This window comes from Micromonospora sp. BL1, from assembly GCF_003667485.1.
GTDB lineage: Bacteria > Actinomycetota > Actinomycetes > Mycobacteriales > Micromonosporaceae > Micromonospora > Micromonospora tulbaghiae.
On record NZ_RCVK01000220.1, the window covers coordinates 1 to 6,950 of the forward strand.

Sequence of the window (6,950 nt, forward strand, 5' to 3'; positions counted from 1 at the left end):
GTATAAGAGACAGGCGGGGCGCTGGCGGCTGGGGGGAGTTGCCGGCTTCGCCACCGCTGTCGAGCCGCGTACCACCAGCTCGGGGCGGAACAGGTACTCGGAGTTCGGGGAGGGGTGGCCGTTGATCTCGTCGACCAGGGCCCGCACCGCGGCCACGGCCATGGCGGCGACCGGCTGGCGCACCGTGGTCAGCGGCGGGTCGGTGAACGCCATGAGCGGGGAGTCGTCGTACCCGACCACGGAGATGTCGCCGGGCACCGACAACCCGCGCTGCCGGGCGGCCCGGATCGCGCCGAGCGCCATCAGGTCCGAGCCGCAGACCAGCCCGGTCACGCCGCGCTCGATGAGCCGGCCGGCGGCTGCCTCGCCGCCCTCGACGCCGAACAGGGACAGCTCGGTCAGGTCGGCCAGCTCGTCCTCGGCGATGTCGGTGAGGCGCCCCATCGCGGCCTTGTAGCCGGCGACCTTGCGCTGCACCGGTACGAACCGGTCCGGGCCGGTGATCAGGCCGATCCGGCGGTGCCCGAGCGCGACCAGGTGGGCGACCGCGAGTTCGGCGGACTCCCGGTCGTCGCAGGAGACGAACGGCGCGGGGATGCCGGGCGCGTACCCGTTGATCATGACGATCGGCAGCGGCCGGGCCAGCAGCGTGCGGTAGCGGTCGTGGTCCGCGGCGGTGTCGGCGTGCAGGCCGGAGACGAAGACGATGCCGGAGACCTGGCGGTCCAGCAGCATCTCCACGTACTCGTCCTCGCGGACGCCCCCGGGGGTCTGCGTGCAGAGCACCGGTGTGTAGCCGGTGGGGGCGAGCGCGGACTCGATGATCTGGGCGAACGCCGGGAAGATCGGGTTGTCCAGCTCCGGCACGACCAGGCCGACCAGTCCGGCGCTGCGCTTGCGCAGCCGGGCGGGGCGCTCGTAGCCGAGCACATCGAGGGCGGTGAGGACGGCCTGGCGGGTTTCGGGGGCCACGCCGGGGCGGTCGTTGAGCACCCGCGACACCGTGGCCTCGCTGACTTCAGCCTGTTGGGCGATGTCGGACAGTCGAGCGCGCATGTGCGGCACTTTAGCCCAACGGCAAAGTCTTGCGTACACTTCTGCAAGCCCTTCCATTCTCTGCAACCTCTTGCTAACGTCCCCGCAACATGCGAGAGCAGCGGCGCAGCATCTCGGCGCCGGTCAGCAAGAACTTTCAGAGGTTTCCACTGGCGGGCCGCCCTTCCCCCGGCGGGCCGCCATGACGACAGGAGTACCGATGCGCATCCGTACCGCGGGTGTGGTCGCCGTCCTCGGCCTGGCGCTCGCCGCCTCCGGCTGTGGTGACAGCGGCAGCGACAAGCCGGCCGCCGACGAGTCCGCCAAGGCGACCGGCGGCAAGCTGGTCATCTGGGCCGACGACAAGCGCACGGCCGCCCTCAAGCCGTTCGCCGAGGAGTTCGGCAAGGAGAACGGTGTGACCGTCGAGGTCCAGGCCGTCTCCAAGGACCTGCAGACCAACTTCGTCACCGCCTCTCAGCAGGGCAGCGGCCCGGACGTCGTGGTCGGCGCGCACGACTGGATCGGCAACCTGGTCCAGAACGGCGCCATCGACCCGGTGCAGCTCCCCGCCGAGCAGAAGGCCGGCTTCAACGAGACCGCCGTCAAGGCCGTCACGTTCAACGGCCAGCTCTACGGCGTGCCCTACGCCACCGAGAACGTCGCGCTGATCCGCAACACCGAGCTGGCCCCCGAGGCGCCGAAGACGATCGAGGACCTGGTCGCCGCCGGCAAGAAGCTCAAGGCCGAGAAGAAGGCCAGCGAGATCCTGTGCCTCCAGTCCGGCCAGAACGGCGACGCGTACCACATCTACCCGCTCTACACCTCGGGCGGCGGCTACCTGTTCGGCACCGCGGCGAACGGCGACTACGACCCGAAGGACCTGGGCGTGGGCAAGCCGGAGTCGATCGCTGCCTTCCAGAAGATCGCCAAGCTGGGTGAGAAGGGCGAGGGTGCGCTGAAGCGCTCCATCACCGGCGAGAACTCCATCGCCACCTTCACCGGCAAGAAGTGCGCGTTCCTGGTCTCCGGCCCGTGGGCCGTGGCCGACGCCAAGAAGGCCGGCATCTCCTACGACATCTCCCCGGTCCCCGGCTTCGCCGGTGGCAAGGAGGCCCAGCCGTTCGTGGGTGTCCAGGCGTTCTACGTGGCCGCCAAGGGCAAGAACAAGGCCCTGGCCCAGGAGTTCGTCACCAACTACGTGACCAAGCCCGAGCTGGCCGTCGCGCTGTACAAGGCCGAGCCGCGCCCGCCGGCGCTGACCGCCGCCTTCGACCAGGTCAAGGGCGAGGACGCGGACCTGGCCAAGTTCTCCGAGGCCGGTAAGAACGGCCAGGTGCTCCCGGCGATCCCGGCCATGGCCGCGATCTGGGACCCGTTCGGCAAGGCCGAGGCCGCCATCATCGGCGGCGCCGACCCGGCCAAGACGATCACGGCCGCCGGCAAGACCATCCAGGGTCAGATCAAGTAATGAGCGCGCCGCTGTCCGGCCCGGGGTCTGCACCGCAGGCCCCGGGCCGGGAGCCCGTACGCCGTGGGCTCCCGCGCACGTCCCGTACCGCGCGGCAACACGCGCCGATCACCGCGACCGGCCTCGTCGTCAAGGTGGTCCTGCTCGGCCTGGTGGCCGGGATCGCGATCTGGGCGGCCTTCCCGCTCATCGAGGCCGAACACTGGATCGCGCTGGGCGTCCTGGCGGTCACCACCGCCGGCCTGTTCTACCTCTACCTGAGCCGCCGGCACATCCCGGCCAAGTACCTGGTCCCCGGCACGCTCTTCCTGATCGCGTTCCAGGTCTTCCCGGTGCTCTACACCGCGAGCACCGCGTTCACGAACTTCGGCGACGGGCACCGCGGCAGCAAGGACGACGCGATCGTCGCCGTGCAGACCGCCTCGGTGAAGCAGGTGCCCGGCTCGACCGAGTACAACCTCACCATCGCCACCACCGGCGACCCGGCGACCGGCTCCCTGACCTTCCTGCTCAGCGACCCGAAGACCAAGGAGGTCTTCGCCGGGGACGCGGACGGGCTGCGCAAGCTCGACGCCGCCGACGTCGAGGTGAGCAGCCTCAGCGGCAAGATCACCGCCGCGGACGGCTACACCCTGCTGAACATCGGGCAGGCCAGCAGCCGCAGCGACGCGGTCACCGCGCTCGTCGTGCCCACCGACGAGGGCGCCATCCGCTCCAACGGCCTGACCCGCGCGTACGAGGGCAAGGCGATCCGGGCGTACGACGCCGCGTGCGACTGCGTCAAGGACAGCGAGACCGGCAAGACGTGGACCGCCGACGAGGAGTCCGGCTCCTTCGTCGCCGCCGACGGCGAACGCCTCGCCCAGGGCTGGAAAGTCGGCGTCGGGCTGAAGAACTTCGCCACGGTGCTCACCGACCGCAACATCTCCGGCCCGTTCTTCGGCACGCTGGCCTGGAACTTCGCGTTCGCGATCGGCTCCACCGGGCTGACGTTCCTGCTCGGCATGGCCATCGCGCTCGCGCTGCACTCACCCCGGATGCGCGGCACCAACCTCTACCGGATGGTGCTGATCCTGCCGTACGCCATGCCGTCGTTCGCCATGCTGCTGATCTGGCGGGACATGTTCAACACCGACTTCGGCCTGCTCAACAACCTGTTCGGGCTGAACGTCGACTGGTTCGGCGGCAACTGGTCCGCCCGGATCGCGGTGGTGCTGGTGCAGTTGTGGCTCGGTTACCCGTACATGTTCCTGGTGGCAACCGGCGCGTTGCAGGCCATCCCGCGGGAGCTGACCGAGGCGACCTCGGTCGACGGCGCGTCGCCCTGGCAGTCGTTCCGGGCGGTCACCCTGCCGCTGCTGCTGGTGGCGCTGTCGCCGCTGCTGATCGCGTCGTTCGCGTTCAACTTCAACAACGTCAACGCGATCCTGTTCACCACCGAGGGCGGCCCGTTCGCGCCGGACAACCCGACCAACGGCGCCACCGACCTGCTGATCACCTACACGTACCGGCTCGCGTTCGGCGCGCAGGGCGCCGAGTTCGGCCTGGCCGCCACCGTCTCGATCTTCATCTTCGCGATCGTGGCGACGGTGTCGGCGATCAGCTTCCGGCGGACCCGCAAGCAGGAGGAGGTGTACTCGTGACCAGCATCGCGGAGACGCCCACACCCACGGCCACCCGTCGGCCGGTCCGCCGCTCGCGCAGACGCTGGTTCGCCCAGGTGGGCTGGCGGCACCTGGTCGGGGTGCTGGCGGTGGTGTTCAGCCTCTTCCCGATCCTGTTCGTGATCTCGGCGGCGTTCAACCCGCTCGGCACGCTCTCCTCCACCGAGCTGCTGCCGACCGGGGTGTCGCTGGAGAACTTCACGAACCTGTTCGACAACACCGCGTTCGGCCACTGGTTCCTCAACTCGCTGCTGCTCGCGGGCGTGGCCAGCTTCGCGTCGATCTTCCTGTCGTCGCTGGCGGCGTACGCGTTCTCCCGGATGCGTTTCGCCGGGCGCCGGGTCGGCCTGCTCGCGCTGTTGCTGATCCAGATGTTCCCGCAGTTCCTGGCGATCGTGGCGATCTTCCTGATCTTCACCACGCTCACCGACCTCTATCCGGCGATCGGGTTCAACACCCCGTGGGGCCTGTTCCTGCTCTACATGGGTGGCGCGCTCGGCGCGAACACCTGGCTGATGAAGGGCTTCTTCGACACCCTGCCGAAGGAGCTGGACGAGTCGGCGACCATGGACGGCGCGTCGCACGTGCAGGTCTTCTTCCGGATCATGCTGCCGCTGGTGGCGCCGATCCTGGCGGTGACCGGCCTGCTCGCGTTCATCGGGTCGATCAACGAGTTCATCATCGCCAACGTGTTCCTCACCGAACCCGAGTCGAAGACCCTCGCGGTCGGCATGTACGGCCTGGTCGCGGGCGAGCGCAACAACAACTTCGGGATGTTCGCGGCGGGCACGCTGCTCACCGCGATCCCGACGGTGCTGGTGTTCCAGCTGCTCCAGCGCTACATCGTCTCCGGACTCACCTCCGGAGCGGTCAAGGGCTGAGCCTCCTCGGCTCACGCTGCGGCAAGGGCGTCGTGTCGGCGTACACCGGAGCGGTTTCCGGGCGGACCGCCGCGGTCGGGTGAAACCGGCCGCGGCGGGTGCCCGCCCCTCTCCCTGTCGGTACGACGCGAAAGGCAGCACCATGTCTCTTCAGCCGCACCACGACGGCTCCGCCACCTACGTCCCGGAGCAGGAGCCCGCGCTCGGGCAGACCGTGCCGGTCTTCGTCCGGGTACCGGCCGGATCCGGCGTCTCCCAGGTGCACGTGCGCACCACCGGCGACGGCGAGCCGCGCTTCGCCGAGGCGCGGATCGACCGCACCGACGGCGGCGACGTGTGGTGGCGGGCCGACGTCGAGGTCCGCAACCCGGTCAGCAACTACCGTTTCCTGCTCGACGGCGAGCGCGGCGCCCGCTGGCTCAACGCCGCCGGGCTGGCCGGCCACGACGTACCGGACAACGGCGACTTCAAGCTGGTCGGCTACGCCCCGCCGCCGGCCTGGGCCCGCGACGCCGTGATCTACCAGATCTTCCCGGACCGGTTCGCCCGTTCGGCCGCCGCCGACGGCCGGACCGCCCCGGACTGGGCGATCCCGTGCGACTGGGACACCCCGGTCGTCGGCCACGGCCCGGAGACGCCCCGCCAGTTCTACGGCGGCGACCTCGACGGCGTCACCGAGCACCTGGACCACCTGGACCGGCTCGGCGTCAACACCGTCTACCTCACGCCGGTCTTCCCGGCGCGCTCCAACCACAGGTACGACGCGTCGAGCTTCGACACCGTCGACCCGCTGCTCGGCGGCGACGCGGCGCTGGCCCGGCTCGCCGACGCGGTGCACGCCCGGGGCTGGCGGCTGCTCGGCGACATCACCAGCAACCACACCGGCGACGCCCACCACTGGTTCACCGCCGCCGTCTCCGACGTGAACGCTCCGGAACGCGAGCTGTACTACTTCGACCTGCCCGGCTCGGACTACGAGTCGTGGAACGGGGTGAAGTCGCTGCCGAAGCTGAACTGGGGCAGCGCCGAGTTGCGCCGCCGGTTCGCCACCGCCGAGGACTCGCTGCTGCGCCGCTGGCTGCGCCCGCCGTACGGGCTGGACGGCTGGCGGGTCGACGTGGCGAACATGACCGGGCGGCGCGGCGCGGACGCGTACACCCACGAGGTGGCGCGGCTGCTGCGCGAGGTGGTGGCGCAGACCCGGCCGGACGGGCTGCTGCTCGCCGAGCACGGCCACGACCACACCGGTGACCTGGACCGCGACGGCTGGCACGGGACGATGAACTACGTCGGCTTCACCGACCCGGTCTGGTCCTGGCTGCGCCACGGCGACGACCCGGTGCCGAACTTCCTCGGCACCCCGGGCGGGGTACGGCGGCGCGACGCCGCGGCGATCCTCGCCACCATGAACACCTACCGGTCGCTGGTGTCCTGGCGGTCGTACACGCACTCGTGGCAGCTGCTCGGCTCGCACGACTCGGCCCGGATCCGCACGGTGGTCGGCGACGCGGCCCGGCAGGAGGTGGCGGCCGGGCTGCTCGCCACCATGCCCGGCACGCCTGTGGTCTTCGCCGGGGACGAGCTGGGCCTGACCGGTACGAACGGGGAGGGCTCGCGTACCCCGATGCCGTGGCACCGGCCGGAGAGCTGGGACCGGCGCACGTTCGACGCGTACCGGTCGTTGCTGACGCTGCGCCGCGACGAGCCGGCGCTGCGGCACGGCGGCCTGCGCTGGGTGCACGCGGACGCGGACACGCTGGTCTTCCTGCGCGAGGCGCCCACGTCGACGGTGCTGGTGCTGGCGAGACGCGCCGCCGGCACCCCGGTCCGCCTGACCGGCCTGCCCAACGCCGAGAACGTCTACGGCAACGCCCCCGCCCTGCGCCCCGACGCCGAGGG

Annotated in this window: 5 protein-coding genes; 4 read left to right on the forward strand and 1 reads right to left on the reverse strand. The window is 70.6% G+C overall.

What is annotated here, in order from left to right; genetic code table 11:
* Window positions 1-1,056 (reverse strand): LacI family DNA-binding transcriptional regulator (locus tag EAD96_RS12650; RefSeq protein WP_147457868.1); only part of this gene is annotated, 1,056 nt, incomplete at its 3' end.
* 199 nt (window positions 1,057-1,255) lie between these two features.
* On the opposite strand from EAD96_RS12650, the gene EAD96_RS12655 reads away from it, so the two are divergent.
* From EAD96_RS12655 to EAD96_RS12670, 4 genes are all read left to right on the forward strand, one after another.
* Window positions 1,256-2,506: a maltose ABC transporter substrate-binding protein gene (locus EAD96_RS12655; protein WP_120571702.1), complete on the forward strand. Its 1,251-nt coding sequence runs from the start codon at window positions 1,256-1,258 to the stop codon at window positions 2,504-2,506.
* A complete protein-coding gene (locus EAD96_RS12660) occupies window positions 2,506-4,149 on the forward strand; it encodes an ABC transporter permease subunit (protein WP_121684389.1) in 1,644 nt (547 codons plus the stop codon). Before EAD96_RS12655 ends, EAD96_RS12660 begins: the two co-directional genes overlap by 1 nt.
* Entirely contained in the window at window positions 4,146-5,051 is a 906-nt protein-coding gene (locus EAD96_RS12665; protein ID WP_120571700.1) for a sugar ABC transporter permease, read from the forward strand. The genes EAD96_RS12660 and EAD96_RS12665 overlap by 4 nt, the downstream gene beginning before the upstream one ends.
* Before the next feature lie 142 nt (window positions 5,052-5,193).
* Window positions 5,194-6,950, forward strand: a 1,757-nt coding sequence (locus tag EAD96_RS12670; protein ID WP_147457869.1) for a glycoside hydrolase family 13 protein, incomplete at its 3' end; no start/stop codon positions are given.